The 20,205-nt window shown below is 43.0% G+C and carries 17 protein-coding genes; 14 read left to right on the top strand and 3 right to left on the bottom strand.

Annotated elements, in window-relative coordinates:
• The first annotated feature begins 244 nt into the window (after positions 1-244).
• From ACTJJJ_RS11325 to ACTJJJ_RS11305, 5 genes are all read left to right on the top strand, one after another.
• Entirely contained in the window at positions 245-643 is a 399-nt protein-coding gene (locus ACTJJJ_RS11325) for a DoxX family protein (RefSeq protein WP_440701853.1), read from the top strand.
• Between the two features lie 786 nt (positions 644-1,429).
• Positions 1,430-2,173 carry a DUF6577 family protein gene (locus ACTJJJ_RS11320; protein ID WP_440701852.1) on the top strand — a complete coding sequence of 248 codons (744 nt, stop codon included), beginning with the start codon at positions 1,430-1,432 and terminating at the stop codon, positions 2,171-2,173.
• Positions 2,170-3,231 (top strand): nucleotidyl transferase AbiEii/AbiGii toxin family protein, encoded by a 1,062-nt coding sequence (locus ACTJJJ_RS11315; protein WP_440701851.1) that lies wholly within the window; start codon positions 2,170-2,172, stop codon positions 3,229-3,231. Before ACTJJJ_RS11320 ends, ACTJJJ_RS11315 begins: the two co-directional genes overlap by 4 nt.
• 68 nt (positions 3,232-3,299) lie before the next feature.
• Positions 3,300-6,278, top strand: coding sequence for a TOTE conflict system archaeo-eukaryotic primase domain-containing protein (locus tag ACTJJJ_RS11310; protein WP_440701850.1), 2,979 nt, complete (start codon positions 3,300-3,302; stop codon positions 6,276-6,278).
• A 52-nt stretch (positions 6,279-6,330) separates the two neighbouring features.
• Complete coding sequence (locus ACTJJJ_RS11305) at positions 6,331-9,474, top strand: DUF3427 domain-containing protein (RefSeq protein ID WP_440701849.1); 3,144 nt, start codon at positions 6,331-6,333, stop codon at positions 9,472-9,474.
• A 353-nt stretch (positions 9,475-9,827) separates the two neighbouring features.
• Here the strand turns inward: ACTJJJ_RS11305 and ACTJJJ_RS11300 are convergent, their stop codons facing one another.
• The 3 genes from ACTJJJ_RS11300 to ACTJJJ_RS11290 all read right to left on the bottom strand — a co-directional run bounded on the left by ACTJJJ_RS11300 (position 9,828) and on the right by ACTJJJ_RS11290 (position 12,950).
• Positions 9,828-10,745: a hypothetical protein gene (locus ACTJJJ_RS11300; RefSeq protein WP_440701848.1), complete on the bottom strand. Its 918-nt coding sequence runs from the start codon at positions 10,743-10,745 to the stop codon at positions 9,828-9,830.
• 1 nt (position 10,746) lies between these two features.
• Complete coding sequence (locus ACTJJJ_RS11295) at positions 10,747-12,465, bottom strand: AAA family ATPase (RefSeq protein WP_440701847.1); 1,719 nt, start codon at positions 12,463-12,465, stop codon at positions 10,747-10,749.
• A 287-nt stretch (positions 12,466-12,752) separates the two neighbouring features.
• Positions 12,753-12,950 carry a hypothetical protein gene (locus ACTJJJ_RS11290; RefSeq protein ID WP_440701846.1) on the bottom strand — a complete coding sequence of 66 codons (198 nt, stop codon included), beginning with the start codon at positions 12,948-12,950 and terminating at the stop codon, positions 12,753-12,755.
• Between the two features lie 525 nt (positions 12,951-13,475).
• On the opposite strand from ACTJJJ_RS11290, the gene ACTJJJ_RS11285 reads away from it, so the two are divergent.
• The 9 genes from ACTJJJ_RS11285 (at position 13,476) to ACTJJJ_RS11245 (ending at position 20,201) form a co-directional block, all read left to right on the top strand.
• Positions 13,476-13,700 carry a hypothetical protein gene (locus tag ACTJJJ_RS11285; protein ID WP_440701845.1) on the top strand — a complete coding sequence of 75 codons (225 nt, stop codon included), beginning with the start codon at positions 13,476-13,478 and terminating at the stop codon, positions 13,698-13,700.
• A gap of 379 nt (positions 13,701-14,079) precedes the next feature.
• On the top strand, positions 14,080-14,316 hold the full coding sequence (locus ACTJJJ_RS11280; RefSeq protein ID WP_440701844.1) for an antirestriction protein ArdA: 237 nt from the start codon (positions 14,080-14,082) through the stop codon (positions 14,314-14,316).
• Between the two features lie 1,574 nt (positions 14,317-15,890).
• A complete protein-coding gene (locus tag ACTJJJ_RS11275) occupies positions 15,891-16,817 on the top strand; it encodes a hypothetical protein (RefSeq protein ID WP_440701843.1) in 927 nt (308 codons plus the stop codon).
• A 482-nt stretch (positions 16,818-17,299) separates the two neighbouring features.
• Positions 17,300-17,929 carry a hypothetical protein gene (locus ACTJJJ_RS11270; RefSeq protein ID WP_440701842.1) on the top strand — a complete coding sequence of 210 codons (630 nt, stop codon included), beginning with the start codon at positions 17,300-17,302 and terminating at the stop codon, positions 17,927-17,929.
• A 106-nt stretch (positions 17,930-18,035) separates the two neighbouring features.
• Positions 18,036-18,302, top strand: a complete 267-nt coding sequence (locus ACTJJJ_RS11265; RefSeq protein ID WP_440701841.1) for a helix-turn-helix domain-containing protein — start codon at positions 18,036-18,038, stop codon at positions 18,300-18,302.
• On the top strand, positions 18,302-18,625 hold the full coding sequence (locus ACTJJJ_RS11260; protein WP_440701840.1) for a hypothetical protein: 324 nt from the start codon (positions 18,302-18,304) through the stop codon (positions 18,623-18,625). Before ACTJJJ_RS11265 ends, ACTJJJ_RS11260 begins: the two co-directional genes overlap by 1 nt.
• A complete protein-coding gene (locus ACTJJJ_RS11255) occupies positions 18,612-18,983 on the top strand; it encodes a hypothetical protein (RefSeq protein WP_440701839.1) in 372 nt (123 codons plus the stop codon). The genes ACTJJJ_RS11260 and ACTJJJ_RS11255 overlap by 14 nt, the downstream gene beginning before the upstream one ends.
• Complete coding sequence (locus ACTJJJ_RS11250) at positions 18,980-19,678, top strand: hypothetical protein (protein WP_440701838.1); 699 nt, start codon at positions 18,980-18,982, stop codon at positions 19,676-19,678. The genes ACTJJJ_RS11255 and ACTJJJ_RS11250 overlap by 4 nt, the downstream gene beginning before the upstream one ends.
• Positions 19,671-20,201 carry a hypothetical protein gene (locus ACTJJJ_RS11245; protein WP_440701837.1) on the top strand — a complete coding sequence of 177 codons (531 nt, stop codon included), beginning with the start codon at positions 19,671-19,673 and terminating at the stop codon, positions 20,199-20,201. The genes ACTJJJ_RS11250 and ACTJJJ_RS11245 overlap by 8 nt, the downstream gene beginning before the upstream one ends.
• Positions 20,202-20,205 lie beyond the last annotated feature (4 nt).

Here is a 20,205-nt window from a genome sequence, read left to right as displayed (position 1 = left end):
GTACAGCCAGCCCAACGGCTCACAACTGCCAGCACTCCCCCGATAAACAATGCATATCCTGGCCATAAATTTTATTCCGCTGGTGTATATACGCGTCTACTCGTCTCATAAATCGCCTTTTTGGTTTTATCGATGCGAGGGATCCTGTAACTTACACTCCGTCACTCGTAAGTTATTGGAGCACTTCCAGGCAGATTTACATAAATTGACCCTCAAAAAAATCGCTTTATAACCAAGCTAGCTCATGCATTTCATCAACAGCACATTCTTATTACGGTTTGCGGTCATAGTGATCCTGCTGGCGCATAGCGTACCCGGAATGTTTGATCACGGCATCAACGATTTTGGAAACCTTTATCTGAATCAGGTTGGATTCGCACCGGTCGGTGTGCCCATTGCCTGGGCCATAAAACTATCTCATGTATTGTGCGCAATTTGCCTGCTGTTCCAAAAATATGTCAGGTGGGCAAGCGGTGTTACCATATTAATCCTGCTTGCGGGTATAATAATGGTACATTTCAAAGAAGGCTGGTTTGTAGTCGGCGGCGGGCGCAATGGTGTTGAGTTCAATTTCCTGCTCATATTCGTATTGCTGACGATCATGTTTCCTGCCGGGTTAAATAAATACAGCGGCAAGGGATGATCCTTGTCATATCCGTAATACGGTGCCTGTCCATTCAGAGGCAATCGAATAAAAAAAGCGCCAATCGCCTTTGCTGTTGCCACGTAGCGATTGTTCCCTTCTGATTTTTGGCAGGCTTTAAATAGAAAAGCAGGCCGAATGTTCTCTCCAACATAACACAAGCGTTTAAAAGTGGTTAAATATCGAATTACCACGCTTGCCAATCAAGATGTTTACGGCGTGAACATCTTGCTATCAATTTGTTATGCCATTTCCAATGAGTCTTTTTCTCAAAGTGAGTGAACTACACGAAAGACTCACTGAAAACATGGGAATTTTTGCATTTTTTGACATAGTCTGAAAAACAAAAATGCCCGCAAATCATTGATTTACAGGCATTTTGTTTGACTTTGAATTGACTTCAAGGGAGGGAGACGGGTCTCGAACTTTGCCTTTAATCGGCTCTTAGTCAGTGTTTTGTCTCCTTTATTTGAAGTGAACTACACGAATGACTCACTATTTTTTATACATATAGTACAACAGTATATTTGTTATGTATAATTCTTTTAGCGAAATTTGAGGTGTTTGATGGTGGATTTTCGCTGATTTTGGGTGAGTTTTCGGGTGGTTTTTAGGTGTTCAAAGTTTGGAAAATGCCTGTGGTTTTTGGCGGTGGTAACTGCGAGGTTGCTGGGGTAAAGGTACGGAATTTTTAAATTTACTAGGAGCAAAAGCTGATAAATAAAATTCAAACTTTTGGCAATAATGTACTTTTATTGCCGTAAGTTTGATATCTAAATCGTTCACATGGCTAAAAGCGCGGGAGTCTTATCAGAGCTTAACTCATTCTTTGGAAAGCAATCAGAGCTTTCTCTGGATGCGCTGCGCCACTATTTTAAAATTAGAGAGCCTGGTATACCGGATGCGACCATCAGATGGCGGTTGCATGAGATGGTAGAAGCAGGCATCCTTAGTAGAGCCGGCCGCGGCCTATATCAGTTTGATACTGCGAAAACCTATATCCCGCAGATTTCTCCACGAGTGTCTAAAATTAGCAGATTTTTAAAAAAGCAGTTCCCCTTGATCTCTTATTGCGTCTGGGATTCGGGGTTACTAAACGAGTTTGCCCAGCACCTCAGTAGCTATCAATTCATTTTAGTGGATGTAGAGCGGGACGTCATAGAATCGGTCTATTACAAATTGAAGGAGGAATTTAGTGGAACCTTTCTCCGACCATCAGAATCCCTTCTGAATGATGTTTTACCCGACTTTCGATTGCCTCTGGTTGTAAGGAATTTGACCAGCGAGAGTCCTATTTCAAAGCACGAAGACATTCCGGTTGTAACGATTGAAAAAATGTTGGTCGACATATTTTGCGATATAGAATTTTACTATGTAGTAGGCAGTGAGCGGCGTGAGGTGTTCAGTAATGCATATTTTAAGTATACCATTAACGAGAACAAGCTATTACGATATGCAGCTCGTAAAGGCAGGAGAGAAGAAATCCACCAGTATATACTAGAAGGTCAGTTCAACGAACGAGGTCAATGATATCTAAAAATAGCCTTACGCCCGAATGGCTGGCAACTGTGTCTGGCAAGAATAACAAAGCAGATAAAATCTTGGTTGAAAAAGTCATTCGTGCCCTATTGTTACTTGAAGGACTCGCTAGGACAGATCTCAAATTTGTTTTCAAAGGAGGAACGGCGCTAATGCTGCTGATGAATAGTACTAAGCGCCTATCCATAGATATAGATATCATTGTTAGTAAGAAGCAGGATCTTGATGAATTCCTCAACTCCTTTTTAGTCGAACAGGGTTTCACTCGCTTTGAGTTACAAGAAAGAAAAGCAAACACGGATATCGAGAAGGCGCATTACAAATTCTTTTACGAGCCAGTCCACAAGTCGAATCTCGCGGAAGATTATGTGTTGCTGGACGTACTCTTTGAGGAGCCCCACTATACAAAATTACTTGACTGGCCGATAGAGTCCAGCTTCGTTCAACAAGACGGCGAACCGGTATTGGTTAAAATACCAAGCCATGAAGACATACTGGGCGACAAGCTAACGGCATTTGCGCCAAACACTACCGGCATCCCGTATGAGAAGAACGGCGATTCGAGGGCTATGGAGATCATGAAACAACTGTTTGATATAGGTAGCCTGCTGGATGTGGTGGAAGATACAGGAATCATCGGTCAAACGTTTGGTATTTTTGCTACGACGGAGATTGGTTATCGTAAATGTGAAACTGACATCAATGGGGTGCTGGAAGATGTCTATGGAACTGCTCTGCACATATGTAGCCGAGGTGTAGAGGGGAATGGTGATTTTAAAGCCCTCAGCCTTGGTATTACTCAAGTCAAAAGATTCATATTTTCCGAAAATTATCATATTGACCGAGCAATCGTGGATGCCTCGAAGACAGCTTATCTCGCTACTGTTCTTCGCTTGAAGCATGATAAGCTTGAAAAGTATCAAACCGCGGCGGAAGTGAAAGACTGGGTAATTGATCAAAATTTCAACTCAAAGCTTAATAAACTAAGAAAGGGTAATCCAGAAGCCTTTTTCTATTGGTATCAGATTTACTTGTTGAACCAAAAATAACAATCAAACTTTCGGCAGTAAAGTCAATTTTGTGCCGAAAGTTTGAAGCGAACCAAGTTGTCGAAATCATGATTAATCCCTATCATAAGCAACTTGAATTATTTAAATCACTCTTCAAAGGGCGCAGCGACGTTTTTGCTACGCGTTGGGAAAAGGACGGAAAAAGCGGCTACATGCCTGTGTACAGCTTTGACCCTTACCGTTTCATGGCTCATAAAAGAAATGGCGGCACGTTCCAGAATTATCCCGACAAATCCTACCTGGCGCTCAGCGATGAACAGTATAGCAAACACCTTAACGGAGAGCAGCTAGTCGGTCTTTACCCTTTACTTGAAGATAATACCTCTTGGTTTATCTTAGCGGATTTTGATGAAAAGGACTGGATTAGTGAAAGTGTCGAGTTTATAAAAGTCTGTCGGGAACTGTCCATTCCAGCTTATCTGGAACGATCGCGTTCAGGAAATGGCGGCCATGTATGGATTTTCTTCGACCAGCCATATCCTGCTCATAAAAGCCGTAGCGTAATTACATCGTTGCTAACGCAGTCCGGCGCTTTTTCAAGTTTTGATAAAAACTCGAGTTTTGATCGTCTGTTCCCAAACCAGGATAGATTGACGGGGAAAGGATTGGGGAATTTAATAGCACTTCCATTGTACAAATCCACGCTAGTCGCTGGGAACAGCTGTTTTATTGACCTTATAACCCATACTCCCTTTCAAGATCAGTGGCAGTTTTTGAAAGGTATTGAACGTACCTCAACAAAAATCTTAGACAGCATTTTCTCAAAATTGTCAGAGGACGAGGATAAAAATGTTCCGTTGCATGAAGATTTGGAAATCGTACTCGCTAACAAGCTAATTCTAAATGCAAATCATATCTCCCTGGCGGTAAGCAATTTCCTGAAAGAGGAGCTGAATATCTTCAACACGGCATTTATTGTCAAAAAGAACAGCGGGAGAAATACCTATCAGACTAAACGCTTTTTTAACCTCATTGAACAATCGAAGAACCTACTATCGCTTCCACGAGGTTTTGCCGGAAAGCTAATTCGTTTTTGCCGAGATAATGGAATTAGCTATCGCTTCACAGACAAGCGGAAGCGGCACGCAAGCATAGCATTTACCTTTAATGCCGCTTTGCGAGAGTATCAGTTACCTGCTGTAAATGCGTCAGATAGAAAGGATATTGGTGTTATTGTAGCTCCGCCCGGGTCAGGAAAGACGGTGATTGCATTAAAAATAGTGGCAGATAAGCATCAGCCGACCCTTATTATCGTCCATCGGAAACAGCTTGCCGAGCAATGGGCCGAAAGAATAGAGGCATTTCTTGGCATTCCCAAAAAAGAAATTGGAAAGATTGTGGGTGGAAAGGTAACTGTTGAGCAGAAAATCACAATTGCCACGATTCAGAGCTTATCGAAATCTGATTCGCCGGATATTTTCCAAGCCTTTGGCTTGATAATCGTTGACGAGTGCCACCATGTGTCAGCTGAGACTTTTCATGATACGCTGAGTAAATTCCATCCTTACTATTGCTACGGTTTGACCGCCACTCCTTTTCGGAAGTATAGTGATGGGAAATTAATATTCGTCCATTTGGGCGAAGTCATAGCTGAGATAAAGTCCGAAGATATCGGTCATGCGAAACGTCCTGAGATCATTATCAGAAACACAAGTCTGGACGTTCCCTTCAACGAGAAAACAGACCGATTCGAAACGTTGTCAAAAATGCTAGTGCATGATTCGGTGCGAAACAGGACGATTTTAGCTGATGTAAGCACAGAGGTGGGGAAGGGTAAAAGGGTAGTGATTCTTACCGAAAGAAAGGAGCACATTGATTCTCTATACCAGTATCTAAAACAGACGTTTGAAGCACTAACACTAAGTGGAGATGACACCGAAAGCGACCGAGCTAGCAAATGGAAACAGTTGAAAGCGAAAAACTATCAGATATTAATCACAACAGGTCAGTATTTTGGTGAAGGAACAGATCTGGACAATGCGCACTGTTTGTTTCTGGTCTATCCGTTTTCTTTTGAAGGCAAATTAATTCAGTACATGGGCAGGGTTCAACGATCTGAGACCACTCCTACCATTTATGACTACCGGGACATCAATGTCGGATATCTCAATAGGATGTTCCTTAAAAGAAACATTTATTATCGTAGGCTGGCAAAACAAAGAACATTGTTTGATCTGCCGGAAGATTCAGCGCCAGAAATATCAACTCCGCAAGAAGTCAGCATTCAGAGAACCATCAGAGTACCAATTCAATCCCTCGAATTTCTTTTTGGTGGCATCCAATTCACTTTTCAGCCGCAGGAATTGCAACAAACCCTGACCTTCGACATTGAAAATCTAAACATCCGACCTGAGTTTGATGTTTTGAAGCCTTACTTCGAACGATATTTAAAATCTAAGACGGTCGAAATTGATATACACATCATAGTCGAGAAAGGAGTAGTGGTTGCGCAATCTGCCGAATCCGAAGATATAAACAAGTTCAACCGTGAAGTGGTGGAAGCTGTACGGTTTCGCTTCTCCGACAAAATGATCTTCAAAGGAAATCGCTTCATAAAAAGTCAAACGGAACTGAATCAGGAGATTAGTAACGGTCAGGATGGTCAGTTGCTGTACCAGTCAGCCGAGGAGCTGCTTGTTGATGCGCTTGCAAAAGGTAACTACAAACATCAACGGCAGCTAAGATATCTTTCCAAACAGCACGACGGACGCATTCTCAAAATCCGTTTTGTAATGAGCCCCTTTGCCTTTGTTTTCTTACTGGGCGGTGAACACCAATACCACATCGTTATGGAAACCCTTGATACTGAAGAAGCGACCTACATTTGGCATGTTCCCAAAAGTGTTGCGGAACTAAAAAATGCTCTTCAAGCGGTGGAGAATGACCTTAACAAAATCCGCAATGACGGCCGGCAGGAGTTTTTGAAGTCAACCCCTACTCATTTCAGCAGAATTCTACATGACTATTCAGATGATCGCAAGGGGTTTGTCATTTGGAAGGACGATTTAGAGGAGCGGTTGGTTTGATTTGCGACACTATTTTGCAATTTTATCCGAATACTATTTCCAAACCCTACCTATGCAGCAAGGCCTTTACGAGAATTTGATCACCAAGCTCATAGCCTCAAAGATAAGCTCCCTCGATAAACAGCAATTCTATGTAAAGGAGACCCCTGTGGACAAGAATGAGGTCGCTCGCGTCCTTAGTCAGCATGTTAGTCGTCTTTTGAACTACGCTTTGAGCTTAATTACAGGAGATGACGGTATTGAACATCAAATTGAATTGTCAAACAAGATCATCAGGGTACTTCGAACGGAGCTGGACCATGCCGACTTTGACGAGGATCTGGTTTCAGTAAATGGTAAAATTCTGAATGCGGTATTCACGAAGATGGATGCGCCATTTTCTGACTTTGAGAAGCATATCAAGGAAATAACTCCATTTACCGGTTTAGTACAAAGCGAGTTGTTCACAGGCTCCAATGTCGGGCTTTCGCTTGAAAGCGAGCTAAAAAAGGAAATCCTGTCTTCTGATAAGATATACTTTCTGGTTTCCTTCATTAAATGGTCGGGCATCCGAATCTTTCAGACGGAACTGGAAGAATTCACGCGCCGGGGTAGTTCCCTTAAAATCATCACGACTTCGTACATGGGCGCTACGGATTTGAAAGCGGTGGAGTTTTTAGCTGGCCTGCCCAATAGCGAAGTGAAGGTATCCTACAACACGGAGAACGAGCGGTTGCATGCAAAGTCTTATCTCTTCTTTCGAAATACAGGCTTTCATACTGGCTATATCGGCTCATCGAACATTTCGAGGAGCGCCCTTACCAGCGGTTTGGAATGGAACTTGAAAGTGACAACTCAGGAGGTTGGTCATATCATAGACAAATTCGGAAAGACTTTCGAAACCTACTGGCAAGACGGAGAGTTTCAGCACTTCAAACCTGGCGAGCATTCCGAGAAACTGAAATTAGCCTTAGGTAGAGAAAGGAGTAGAGGACAGGTCGTAGGGACTTCTTTCTTTGATATTAAGCCGTTGCCGTTCCAGGAGGAAATTTTGGAAAAGCTTTTAGCGGAGCGGCAAATTCATAACAGGACCAGAAACTTGATTGTGGCTGCGACCGGTACGGGTAAAACGGTAGTCTCGGCATTTGATTTCAAGAACTTCCTTAGAAGCCATCCTAACGCAAGGCTGCTTTTTGTCGCGCACAGAAAAGAGATCCTTGTGCAGGCAAGAGCAACCTTTGCAGGCATTCTACGCGACAACAACTTTGGGGATCTTTGGGTAGATGGCATCGAGCCAGATATGTACGATGTCGTATTTGCGTCCGTGATGACACTGGCGAACCGGATTCAGGACCTTCCGCTTTCGGAAAGCTATTATGACTTCATCATTGTTGATGAAGTGCACCATATCACAGCAAGTAGCTACCGCCCAATTTTAGAGAAGTTTAAGCCGAAGGTGCTCCTTGGCCTGACTGCGACGCCTGAGCGCACCGATGGCGCTGATATCCTGGCGGATTTCTGCGATACAATAGCCGCTGAAATCAGGTTGCCAGAGGCAATGAACAGGAAACTGCTTTGTCCTTTTCAATATTTTGGGATTAGCGACAGTGCTGATTTATCCAATGCCACCTGGCAGAATGGGCGGTATCTCCCAAGCGAGCTAACGAAGATTTATACTCGCAACGACCTTCGGGCGGGGGAAATAATTAACCATTGCAAAAAGTATCTCACCGACTTTGAAGATGTTAGAGCTCTTGGATTTTGTGTTACTCGCGAACATGCGGAATACATGGCGCAAAAATTCTTGCTAGCTGGATTAAAAGCAGATTACTTGACTAGCGGAGGCGACAGGGAAGAGTTGAGATCCACCATCAAGTTGAGGCTACAAAAAAAGGAGATAAATTATCTCTTCGTGGTCGACATCTTCAACGAAGGTGTTGATATTCCGGAAATAGATACGGTTTTGTTTTTGCGGCCTACTGAAAGTTTGACTGTATTTCTCCAACAATTGGGTAGGGGCTTGCGATTGTCAGAAGGGAAAGAGTGCCTGACCGTTCTTGACTTTGTAGGCAACGCCCGGCCGGAATATGACTTTGAGGGGAAATTCCGAGCATTGATAGGCAAGACCAATAGCTCGACGTTGGAAGAGCTCGAACGGGATTTTCCACATCTGCCGCTGGGATGCTCCATTGTGCTGGAAAAGAAGGCGAAGGATGTTATTCTGAAAAATATACGGTCGGCGACGCAGCTCAATAGAAATCAGCTTGTTACAAAAATCGCCAATTTCCGGCATCAAACCAACCTGCCGTTATCGCTCAAAAATTTTATTACGTTCCATAACATTCCACTACAAGCGATTTACAGGCGAGGGACTTGGAGCCGACTCTGCCAGTTGGCGAAGCAGCTGGACGATCTATCGCCAATAAACGACGAGGAGACTATGCGCACGATACTGAAAAAGTGGCTCTGCTGTAACTCATTCAGCTATCTATCTTTCATTTTGAGATTGGCAAGGCGAAATTTTGAAGTAAAAGTAAATGCATTGCCCGATCATGAAAAATTGATGCTTACCATGCTGCATTACGATTTCTGGCAAAGTCCAGGGGGAGCGGATAACCTCGCGGTAAGTATTGCAAGAATTGGAAGAAATGAAGAGCTAGTTAGTGAAATCATCGAGCTGCTCGAACTGGTTATCGACAGGATTGCGCACATCGAAATGGACGTTGATCTGCCTTTCGTCCAGCCACTCAAAGTACATAGCCGGTATTCGAGAGAACAGATCTTGGCCGCTTTCGGTGAAAGTACATTCGAGAAAAAGTCAAGTAATCGCGAAGGTGTTGTAAACCTGGAAGCGAAGAATGCCGAGCTGCTGCTCATAACGCTTGAAAAGACCGAAGCCAATTACTCTCCGACAACATTGTACAACGACTATGCCGTTAGTGAGAAGATATTTCATTGGCAATCTCAAAACACCGCCCGACCTGAGACCGGCAAGGGGTTGTCCTACATCAGTCAGAAGCAGACAGGAAAATCTATTCTTCTATTCGTCAGGGAAAAGAACAATGACGAATTCAATAATACGATTGCGTATGTCTTCCTGGGATTGGCGGATTACATCGATCATTATGGCGCGAAGCCGATGAGTATTAATTGGGCATTGCAAGAGCCAGCTCCGCATTATATCTGGAAGGATATGGCAAAAATGGCAGTTGGGTAGCCATGCTGAGGTCGCGGCCGATAAATCATTTACGATAGTAGAACAACTGAATAAATGTTGCATATTTTCAACATTGTTGGAGTTTTTGTTTGGAATAAACAACATATGAAACCACGGAGATAAATCATCTTGCCGAAATATTTGAGCAGCTGGGCGAAAATATCAAACTGGCTCGCAAGCGGCGGAAACTTACGACAATTCAAGTATCTGAGCGGGCCGGGATCGACCGTACCACAATGTATCACATCGAAAAAAGCGCCGAGCGTTTCTGTTGGAGCATACTTCAATGTTTTGAGGGTTTTAAATCTTCATGAAGATTTTCTAACACTGGCCGCAGATGACGAGCTAGAGAATTAGTGCTTATAATTCGTAAATGCTTTTAAAACAATAGGCCTTATTTCAGCGACCAATAATGGTAATACAATTGTTCTGAAATTATCTACATCACTAAGGATGAAGCTTGAAACAAAGGTATATTCTGCCTCGATATCATTTGCATCTTCTTTAAATTGACTAAATTGAATGTTTAAGACTTGTTGTAAGTTTTCATTTTGTATAATTCCGTTTTTAAGCATTTCAAATACTCCAATAATAGACTTAGCGAATCCTTTGACTAATTTTAATCTGGCGATTTGTAAATCAGATCGATTTAAGTTGCAAATATTTATTGTTCGTTCACCTCGCATATTTTTCCCATCAGTCCCAATTAAATTAATACCTTTTAATTTGTCGTCTATTTTTGCTCCTAGGAACTTGGAAGGATCATCGATTTCTGGATGTAGCAGATAAGCTTGCTCAGCTAAGAAGGGTTTCTCAACGGCAGAGAATCCTTGCTCAGGAATACTTCCATCCGCGGATAAGCTAATTGGTGTGAGGCGTTTCCCTAATATAGGGAACTGTATGCCTTTTCCACCTGAGGTATTACATTCATGGCAGGATGGAAGGAGGTTACTCCATTCATAGCATAACCAATGGTACCCTGGTTCTTCCGGCGTCCCGTTACCTGACGTACATTTGGTTTTTGGGCGGTAGTGTTCAATTTCGGCCTTGCATAATCTTTCGCAATAAGCACATTTTGAGTAGTAGTATAGGTTTAATTCGTCCCTAACCCGCGAGTGTTTCTTGCCATTCTTTGTGTAGGTATCTTGATATAAATTTGTCTTGATCAATTCCGCGTTGGAAGACTCTATAATCTCTTTTAAATTTTTGACAGTTTTGGCATCAGTAAGAATACGCGGAAGCTTCTTAAGATCTTTTTTAACGTAGCGCATACTAATCTTTGATCATATCCAATAGCTTTTGCTGATTTTCTGGCGTTAGGAACTTCTTAATGCTGTCATTTATTTGATCCTGTTTCTGAATTTCAACGAAATCATCCTCCGTCTGAATTAATCGATCATCGGGTTTACTATCCGGAATTAAATTTTGAAAACCAAATATGGGAGATGTAAGGATAGCATTGGGAGTTAATACTGAGAAATCGATATCTAACAGCTCCAACACCACACCGTCTATGCTTGTTTGCGACACGTGCATTAACAGCGTAACAATATCCTTTGGAATACCTAGAAGTGGAATCGGACTGTGAGTTGAGATAATGAACTGAATTTTTGGAAACTGAGTGGAGAGAACTTCCGGAAGCAACTTTTGATAAATTGGGTGGAGATGTAGCTCAATTTCATCTATTATTACGATTCCTTCTAGGTCAGTGAGACTAGTAACTCTTTGCCGGATAGAAAGTCGATATACTAAATCTCCGATCATGGCTAGGATATTTTTAAAACCAGTTGCAATATCCTTTAAACGAAGACCAGTTTCTGAAGCCACGTTTTTGCTATCCTTTTCAAAATAAAACACTTGCAGTAGATTGCCTACTGGAATTATCTCTATGGCCGATAACGATGGGATCAGTTTTTTAAAAAGAGAAACTATTTGATCAAAGAAATTCCGATTGCGCTTGTAATTATCTTTTAATAGTTGCTCGATATTTAGCAACACCGCGTCATCATTAAATATACTGTAGGTAGCAGGTAGTTGTTGAGTGACGTCATCATTACTTGTAGAGGCTGAAACTTGCAGACGAGAAGAGCCGTATGTCGCTACATAGGAATTTAATGTGTGGCCGGAAAATTCAATAGAAGGTAGACGTGAATTAATTTCAAAAACTTGTCCATTATCGAGATAGGCAACTCCGACGTAGGCTGATTCTGGAATCAATTGGCGACCGTTTTCATCTACACTTCCACATAATCCTGCGGCAATGGCCTGCAGCACCGATGTTTTTCCATAGCCGTTAACTCCTGTCAATACAATCCAGCGTGCATTTCCCGGTAGGTTGTTAATAGAGAGTTGTTTAATTCCTCGAAAATTTTGAACTATTAGGTCTTTTAATCGGATGTTTGATTTTGTCTTGGTAACCGAAGCACTAAAATGGCAGGGCTCACTTCTTAAATATTCGTTGAATCGCGCTTCATTAAAGAAGTAGAATGGAGATGTTGATCTCAGCTCGTGGACTATTGTGTCAATTTGAGGTTTGATTTTCTCTAGGAAATACTCGATGTGCTGCTGAAATAAATTTTTCCCATGGAACTGGTAGGTATATAGTACCTCTCCATATTTGATAAGGCCATCTTTGAGTTCAAGCGTCTTGTCCTTTTGTAGGACATTTTCATAGAAGCTGGTCAATGCTTGGCCTGTCTTCTCAATGTTTGGGTCGCTTCCACGATCTCCGTCAAAAATGCCTGTAAGAAAAGTATTCCCATCTTCATCGATCGTTAAATAAGTAATCTCAGACCCTTTCCACTCTCCATAGAAAAGAACTGTTAAAATCTCTTTGTTTTCTACTGAAGCGTAAATGCCGCCGGCTTGTAAAAAATTTATACTACGGTCAAGCACAAAGAGGAGAGGCATTCTGCTCATTTTAGTAGCCTCATATCGTTCGTACAGATAGGAGAAAACCTTGTTTCTTATTGCTTCAATTTTTTTCATCATTGTTCTTTTAGAGTACCGAATATATCGATTTTGTCAGCAATAGAGAAACATCGAGGCGTTAGGCCAGGGACGCTACAAATTGTCTCTAACAGATTTGTTAGACTTCTGCAGTATTCCGTACCGTTCGAGTAGCTGTTTATCTTAACTGATCTGGATGGGCTTTTTAGGTCAGAGTGTGGTAGGCTGATTCCTGAAATGACTTTGTTAGTTGTAAGACTCCCAATGTCTATCATGCAGGTTTGACGTCCTACCAGGTATTCAGACGTTTTGAAGTAGAGTTTCCGGTGTCACTGCTCAGCTTGATCGGCGAAAGTCCTTAATATGCCAATTTCCCGGCTTTCGCTGCCAGGCAAAGCAGTCATCATTGCCGCGCCGTGCACACCACCATGCAAAAATGAATAGCCAAGAAAACGCCGAAGCGCATCTTTGAGCTCTTCTTCTTTTCCGGGGAGGACTCTGCGAGTAATGACGACGTGGATGGCCATGGGTGTCTAATACGGTTAAAATGCATTCAATGTAAGTTTATAAAAGGCCTGTTTCTTTCAGGTGCCTGACACATTCCAAAATTTGGATCGACGTCAGAAACTCAATTCTTTGAGCTTTAAGATTGACTTAACTCGATACACATCAGTTTTAGTGCTGACTTAGTATGAAGCGGCTGGCGAACGTTTAGTTCTAACCGATGAGTTTCTGCGTTCATTGGTTAATTGATTGATATTCATAGTGTTGCCTGTTCTTTACTATGTATTATCCTAATGACTGCTCATATTTTTCAAAGAAAAAATGCGCAAATTGTCGCGATTATGAGCATTTTGTCCTGCGAAAAATCAAGAAAAATTTCTCAAAATTCGCTATTTTGTTGTATTTTTTTGAGAATTGGCTTAAAAAAGTGGCGCTTTTTTTGTCCTTTCATGCTTCTCCTTGCTGCTCTACCTTCGTTCAATGATTGGTATCGCAACCATCTCATTTCGAAACTCTAGACTAACTACATAAAATTAAAACTAGCAAGAATGAAAACGACCATGATCAAAAATCTAAAGTATAGTGTAACGCTCAAAAATGGAGTAGCGCTGCAGGCAGATGAAATCAGTGATGATGTAGTGACCAAGCTTACAAACGCAGGAAGGTGGACTTATATCGCTGCGATTGTTGCTTTTTCGATACTGTCTTCGGTAGCACTCTATTTAAGTCCCGACTTTGCTAGGTCTCTGTTAAAAGTTGTGACTGGGCTATGACATTTTTTTCTGTTTGGAGATAAGCAATTATTATCAAGTAGGGACAGTCTTATGGCATATCGTTCTGTTATTGATGTCTGCATTTACTACAAGTGTTTTGCGAGAGTACTTGTAGTTTATTATCAAAACTGATGCGATATCTTGCTTGGCTCAAAATGCTGCGATCAGTGCAAGCGAAAGTTACAAAGCAAAAAATGACGATTCCAAGCCTGCACTTCGTCATCCGGCTTTTTAGCTGATCCCGCGTCAGCCAACCGCACCTTAAACCGCCGGATGGGCTTGCAACCAAGGGGACGAGCCCCGTCATTTTTCTTCGAGTGAGAGGCAGCGATTGCCCTGAGCACAAAGCCGGGGCCAAGCTACTTAAATGCCTTTCATCATGAGAAATCTCGAAAATGCTCCAAGAATCTATGTCGGAACTTATGGACAGTACAACAATGGATCGCTTTTTGGTAAATGGTTTGACCTGACGGATTATTCCGACCTGAAAGACTTCCTGGAAGACTGCTTTGAGTTTCACTGGAATGAATTTGACAGCGACGGCTGCCGTCCAGAGCTGATGTTCCAGGACTGGGTTAGGGATACTTACACTTCGACGCGCCCGACACCTTCGTGAAAAATCTTCTCACAGCCTGCCTTTCGAAGAGCATCAAATTGTAGACCCTGATTCTGTTCATTCTTCGAAACCCGCACGTAGCCAAAAATCATCTTAAATTACGTTTAAACCACTATGGTCACAATACACAGTAAATTGATTTCATGTACCACTAATCTGTACCGTTATTGAGCTCATTTCGGTACAAATGTGATCGGTTTGGGAAGTGACTGGGGAGTTCAGAAAAACGACCGATTTAATTCAAAGGAAAATTGTATAGAGAAAATCTATAACAGGAAACATTGTCAACATGCAAGCGACGTATGTATGTGGACAACGAGAATAAACACAGTCCTTACTCGAGCGTGTCGAGCAGGGCCTACCAGGCGAAAGCACCATACTCCTCCGGAACCAGATCTGCCCACTGTGGAATGGGAAGATTGAAACCGGAATTAAAACACTAGCTCACCTTATTACCGCAAATAGCACTTCAACATAACAGCCTGTGCAAATCATAACCATCTATTTATGTGACTGTTACAAATATCTATTTGGGATTTACCATAGCGCATCTTGCTAAATCACAATTCATTACCCAATTCGTAACGCCTGTTTTAAAAAACCATACGATCCCAGCAATATCGAATTTAATCTACACTTCGATAGAATAAGTACCAATTTGCCTAAATTTTGTATTTATTCAATTAATTATACGCCAAAATTAAGTTTATGTAACTTATAGCTACTGCGGCGTTTTCGGCTCACAAAAAAATTTCAAAAAAATTTCAAATTACCCAATCTTGGAAATGTACAATTGTTGAAATTAAGTGACAATTTTTTGACGTATAGACACATTTATAGATCTAATAAGCTTCATGGAGCTGCAATTATGTAATAAATGACTGTTTTTAACATTTCCAAACTTTTTGGTTATTTTTTTGACACTTGAGACCAATAGTTACCTCCAAAACTTCGCGTTTAAACGGCCATGGCGGCGCGCACGGAATAGTCATAATGGTTCGGGCGGCAAGATGCTACGATCGCAGCTCTGAGCGCGAATTAGCCCCCTATAAATGGAATCTTTTGATTATATTTGACGTAGAGATTTTGGAAGTAGTTCAAAATCTTTTATGAAATCTAAGGCGCTAAAGAAATCATAAAAAAAGCGGCACCGTCGGGCACCGCTTCTTGGGTTACAATAAACAAGTCTGTGGCGGACGTGTGAGGGATCATCTCCCCTCGAATCTGTAAATCCCGAGTAATGTGAGCAAAACTACAACATTTTCCGAAATGTCAATCCCTGCTGCATTCCGACACTATGTATTCAAGTTTTGTTTCACATTAACAATTACGACCATGGCAAAACAGCCAACCAGTGGTTTAAAACCCGGCCAGTCCACTCCGACAAGTGGGCAGTATCAACAAATCGGCCCTCGCGGCGGTAAGGGTCCTGAAATTACAGCCGTAGCAGGCAAAATCCTGCCTCCGACTGATAAGCCAGGATCAACTTACACATTGGTTGATGCCACGAAGCATTAGTGTGTGCGGCCGCTCCAAAAGAGCGGCCGTTTTACTTACTTAAACGACCCACAGAAATGAAGCAGGGAAAAACAAGAATTTTGAAATCTGAAACGATCCTTTCAGAACTAGTAACATTCGGAGAGTCTTTCCGAATAGGAGTTTCTTTCGAGCAGGCAACCAAATCACCACACCTGAACAAATTCGGGATCAGTGGTGATTTCATCAACGGTAGAGTTCAAATACCTATTGCGGCTGGCCCAAAAACGAGAACCAATACAAAAGGTATGTACGTGCGGAAGCAGCCCGAGGAGAAAGAAGATGTTTTAAGGCACATCAAGTATAGGATCAAAAAAACCGGACGTAATGTGGAGTTCGATAGAACTTACCATATATACAAGAAAGAACTGGTGCATAGCTTACGCCTGGGATTTCACTTTATGACTGATGATGCCGGGGCAGAGTTCATTGTCTCAGATTTACTGACCTTTGATGATGATTTCAAAAACAGTAAAAAGAACACGCACGTGATCAATCTGTTTTTGGAGGTCTTCGGAGCTTACGAGGTCTTGCGGCCAAATCTGGAATATTTCATCAGAGCAGAAGAAGCATTCGACCACGACATATTACCGAGCGGTACTCTATCAGATCCACGAAACTTTGATCGCTTCGTGGAATATGCAGAAAAGCACCTGAGTGAACCAGATCGCAAACCGCTTATTGACCGAGCAAAAGTTTTGCGGGAATTCAACCCGGTAGTTCGCAGATCCACAGGCGGACTCAATGGGTATTTCGCATTTCATTTTCCGGATAAAAAAATCGTAGCTGCCGAATCCATGAAAAGAAATCAGGCAACATATTTTTTCGAGGAAGATAATTACGAGGATAACCTAATGAAAGACAAACAGGAGGTACTTCGTGACAGATTAATGATAAAACGGTTGTACCACACTCAGGACGATACTTGGGAAAAGAAGGTGCGACGCTTTTTGAATGAACACTGACCAACACAAAGAGGCACCCAATCGGGTGCCTCTTTGTTAACCTCCTTTTTGTGCTTATGAGATTTCCGCGATGGGGAATTGCCTGCTTAAATCAGTAGGCTTGGCGGCAAGGACAAAGTACAGAATAAGGTGTTCCATTCCTCTATTACTGAACTGAAGTATACCTCAGAGCAACAGATAGGCATATTTTGGCAGATTATAAAATTTCACTTTAACGACCGTATAGTCAAACTGGTACCTTCACAATCTGTTCAATAGGACAGATGATAAACGGCCATGCATCCTGACCGATAGCCTTACGGCTAATCCCACTTGCATTTTTTCATAGCGATATGTAACTTATGGTTAAAAGACCATGCTGCACTCCTATTTTAAAATCCGTGATCCGTGGAATTTCAAACCGCATCAATTCGAGATCGGCACGCCAGTCATCCCCAGCGCTTTTCACGACAATCATTTCTTTTTAAAACTTTACAAGTTGGGTGAATGCGAGTTTCCCGACTTTTACAATTTCCATCTTGCCTATTCTAGACAAATTTTCAGGTAATGAGCAGGACTTTCACCGCTATGTCTCCGATATCGTCTCAACACGGATCGCGCAGCTAAAACTCACAGACCCGTTCTCCCGCAAGGCGCTTCGCGCGAAAGGGCAAATCCAGCAACTCACGGCATTCCAAACGTTGCTCCACTCAGTCGACCAATGGAACTCCTCGCAAGCCCTGGAAGCGGTCATTGCACAAAACAATAAGGAAATTGTTGATCTTAGAAACCAAATCACAGAGCTTGAAGGCCAACTCGAAGCCCTTCGGCATCACGAACCAAGCACTAAAATCGATATCCGTGACAAACACCTTCCAACTTTCGTTCATCTAATTCATCAATTACAAGATCTTGTACTCCCTGATGAGCGAAGGCTTTTCAACTTTCAGGGACAGAGCGCTTGGTATAAGCTTGTAAGTAAATACTTCACGCATGATCGCAAGCCAATCCCCATTGAAACAGCCCGCAACTACTTTCCCGTCCAGAAAGAGAATACGAGCAAAGCCATCGACGTACCTAAAAATTTGAAGGTCTTTAAAATCATCCTGACCAGTCCAGAGCCGGGTTCGTGATGACCAGCTGCTAAGTTTGGTCATTGAAATCAGCTCTTCTCCATTCACATTTGCAAGCAGCCGGCGGTCTTGATGCCGGGATGTTTCACAATAAACTTGCAGAACAATGAATGTAGAGATGATCACCAGGGAGGATCTGCAAAACCTGAAAAATGAAATCATTGCAGAGCTAAAATCAATCCTCTCCCATGAGAAGCCCTCCGAGGGCACCTGGCTCCGAAGCGCCCAGGTCAGAAAGATGCTGAGCATTTCACCGGGCACCTTACAGAACCTTCGCATTCTGGGACACCTTCGGTTTACCAAGATCGGTGGATGCTTCTTTTACAGTCAGCGAGACATCGCTGCTATGCTCAACCCAAACGGCCCCAAGTGATGAAAGGGTCCAACGATGCAAGCGCTGCCATGGATATGGCGATACTTGAAGCCGTCAAATCCGATGATCGGCTGAGCTCTTATCACATCAGCCTTTATACTGCGCTTCTCTACTACTGCAAAGGGATCAGGCAACTCCCGTTTCACGCAAGCCGCAGGAAGTTGATGGGCTTTTCCAGGATTAAATCCGGAGCAACTTACCACAAGTGTTTGCGGGAGCTGGTTAGCTATGGCTACCTGAGCTACGTTCCTTCCTTTCACCCGCAACTCGGAAGTCGTATAGTCTTGATCGGAATAGCTGTCGAGCCCGATGCCGATCGATGAGAAGCTGTTGATCGAGCTCTTTGAGCAGAAGGACCGAAAACGAAGAGAAAACCTGTATAAGCTTTTCCACGAGGATATCCTCGCTGGGCTAACGCGTGCCAGGATCGCCGACCTGATCAATGCCAAATTGGGCAGGCCGGGGCTGATCACGGCGGAGGATGTTCGCTATTGCCGGTTTTACTTCAAGGACAAGAAACCCGTGAGGACGCTCAGGCCCGTGGAAAAGCCCAAACCAAAACCGGATCAACCGTCAGACGCTGAAAGCAATCAACCCAGCGCTTTCAAGGTCACCGATCCGGATGAAATCAAACTAGAAGACCAATTTAAGTTCAAATCAAAACATTCAAACAAACAATGAAAAAAGAATTTCACTTCATCGTGCAAGCCAAAGGTGGTGTAGGCAAAAGCCTGCACACCTACCTGAGGGCTCTTTCCGAAACAGACAGCTTTTCCCTTTTTGTTGACCTTGACAGCTCAACAAAAACCTCATCCCGACAGCTGGGTTTTCTGGGACATGACCGGTTTGAAGCTTTCTCTCTGCTTGACAACCGCGAAAGGTTAATGCGTGATCTATTCATTGGCTATGTGGAAAGCCTGGTAGATAGTCCCTTCGACAAAGTGTTTATGGATTTCGGAGCGCCGGAAAGCGAACAGTTACCCGCTTTGATCACACGCGATATCGATTTAAAGGAATGGTGTGACGAGCTTGGCATCAAGGCTACATTCCATATCATCACCGGTGGAGGCGGGGCGTACCTTGCCAGTATACAGTTTTTGGAAAAAATGAGAGCAGCATTAGGTTCAAAGTTTGACATCGTGATCTGGCAAAACCTTTTTGGCTTTAACCAATTCCCAGGCTTGTCCAGAGAACTGGAAGATAATTGTTCCGCGCTTGGACTTGACCTCAGACGCTTTGGCGACTTTGAGCCAGCATCGCTTTTAGGTGGGCAGATACTGGATGGTATTCGCAATGGTTATGCGCTGAAAGATTACCCACCGGGCGCCAGACTCAGACTGAAAAAGGAACTTAAAGAAAATTTCAGCCATGAATAACGCCGAGCCAAATCGTCTCACCCAGACCAGGGGCAAGTACGCGGCCAAGTATGGTCATGAGATTGATGACTGGTCAGCCATGTTCTTGACCGAAACCCAGGAGCATTTTCAAAATCTGGAAAACAGGGTTCAAAAATCCATTGCAGCAATCGACCGCGCCGCATTAGAACTGAAAGGCCGCAAACGGTTCTTGCAATTTCAGGACCGGAGCCAAGCGCTGTTCTATGGCTTAGGTGTTAGCGGCCCCTATTCAATTGTCGGCATTGTCATATCAGTCTTGTTCTATATTTTGATACGCCACGGGCAACAGTATGTCGAGCGTCAAAGAATTTTGGATGAGTACCAAAATGCACCGGCTTACAGGCAAATCATGGAGCAGGGAAAAATCATCGAATACGAGAAGATGCTGTACCTGCAATTAGCGCCGAAGCCCCGAAAAGGCGAAGTCCAGATCGGCAAGCACTACATTTATGACACCCAGGGTAAACGTGTGCTGGTACCACTATCACTAGGTGGCCGCTAAAGTC

The organism is Dyadobacter sp. 22481 (genome assembly GCF_052044875.1).
In the GTDB taxonomy this organism is placed as follows: domain Bacteria; phylum Bacteroidota; class Bacteroidia; order Cytophagales; family Spirosomataceae; genus Dyadobacter; species Dyadobacter endophyticus.
This window is presented reverse-complemented; position numbering and strand designations above follow the sequence as displayed.

What these genes read in the sequence shown, in the direction of transcription:
- ACTJJJ_RS11325 (WP_440701853.1), top strand. Translation starts at nt 245, where the DNA reads ATGCATTTCATCAACAGCACATTCTTATTACGGTTTGCGGTCATAGTG.
- ACTJJJ_RS11320 (WP_440701852.1), top strand. Translation starts at nt 1,430, where the DNA reads ATGGCTAAAAGCGCGGGAGTCTTATCAGAGCTTAACTCATTCTTTGGA.
- ACTJJJ_RS11315 (WP_440701851.1), top strand. Translation starts at nt 2,170, where the DNA reads ATGATATCTAAAAATAGCCTTACGCCCGAATGGCTGGCAACTGTGTCT.
- ACTJJJ_RS11310 (WP_440701850.1), top strand. Translation starts at nt 3,300, where the DNA reads ATGATTAATCCCTATCATAAGCAACTTGAATTATTTAAATCACTCTTC.
- ACTJJJ_RS11305 (WP_440701849.1), top strand. Translation starts at nt 6,331, where the DNA reads ATGCAGCAAGGCCTTTACGAGAATTTGATCACCAAGCTCATAGCCTCA.
- ACTJJJ_RS11300 (WP_440701848.1), bottom strand. Translation starts at nt 10,745, where the DNA reads ATGCGCTACGTTAAAAAAGATCTTAAGAAGCTTCCGCGTATTCTTACT.
- ACTJJJ_RS11295 (WP_440701847.1), bottom strand. Translation starts at nt 12,465, where the DNA reads ATGATGAAAAAAATTGAAGCAATAAGAAACAAGGTTTTCTCCTATCTG.
- ACTJJJ_RS11290 (WP_440701846.1), bottom strand. Translation starts at nt 12,950, where the DNA reads ATGGCCATCCACGTCGTCATTACTCGCAGAGTCCTCCCCGGAAAAGAA.
- ACTJJJ_RS11285 (WP_440701845.1), top strand. Translation starts at nt 13,476, where the DNA reads ATGAAAACGACCATGATCAAAAATCTAAAGTATAGTGTAACGCTCAAA.
- ACTJJJ_RS11280 (WP_440701844.1), top strand. Translation starts at nt 14,080, where the DNA reads ATGAGAAATCTCGAAAATGCTCCAAGAATCTATGTCGGAACTTATGGA.
- ACTJJJ_RS11275 (WP_440701843.1), top strand. Translation starts at nt 15,891, where the DNA reads ATGAAGCAGGGAAAAACAAGAATTTTGAAATCTGAAACGATCCTTTCA.
- ACTJJJ_RS11265 (WP_440701841.1), top strand. Translation starts at nt 18,036, where the DNA reads ATGAATGTAGAGATGATCACCAGGGAGGATCTGCAAAACCTGAAAAAT.
- ACTJJJ_RS11260 (WP_440701840.1), top strand. Translation starts at nt 18,302, where the DNA reads ATGAAAGGGTCCAACGATGCAAGCGCTGCCATGGATATGGCGATACTT.
- ACTJJJ_RS11255 (WP_440701839.1), top strand. Translation starts at nt 18,612, where the DNA reads ATGCCGATCGATGAGAAGCTGTTGATCGAGCTCTTTGAGCAGAAGGAC.
- ACTJJJ_RS11250 (WP_440701838.1), top strand. Translation starts at nt 18,980, where the DNA reads ATGAAAAAAGAATTTCACTTCATCGTGCAAGCCAAAGGTGGTGTAGGC.
- ACTJJJ_RS11245 (WP_440701837.1), top strand. Translation starts at nt 19,671, where the DNA reads ATGAATAACGCCGAGCCAAATCGTCTCACCCAGACCAGGGGCAAGTAC.